At 48.7% G+C, this 263-nt stretch carries 1 protein-coding gene; it reads left to right on the top strand.

The window, feature by feature from the left end; genetic code table 11:
• Positions 1–263, top strand: a 263-nt coding sequence (locus tag FLQ44_RS19805; protein ID WP_147695754.1) for an alpha/beta fold hydrolase, incomplete at both ends; no start/stop codon positions are given.

The following is a 263-nucleotide window of genomic DNA, read 5'->3' as shown; positions in this document are numbered from 1 at the left end:
TTTGAACAAAAAGTTATCGAAACCTCACTGGGGTCAATGGTTTACTACAGCGCACTAGACCAACCTTGGTCATTACCCCGACAAGGTGCAGATTTGCCGCCGTTAATCTTTCTGCATGGCTTTGGTGGAGGGTCGTCTGCTTATGAGTGGTCGAAGGTGTACCCAGCTTTTGCTACCACTTACCGCGTCTTAGCTCCAGATTTGATAGGCTGGGGTCAGTCGGCTCATCCAGTTCGAGATTACCAAGTTGCAGACTATCTCAA

The sequence above is a fragment of the Vogesella mureinivorans genome (assembly GCF_007644035.1).
Lineage (GTDB): Bacteria > Pseudomonadota > Gammaproteobacteria > Burkholderiales > Chromobacteriaceae > Vogesella > Vogesella mureinivorans.
Note: the sequence above shows the minus strand (reverse complement) of the source record. Positions and strands in the feature narration are given on the sequence as shown.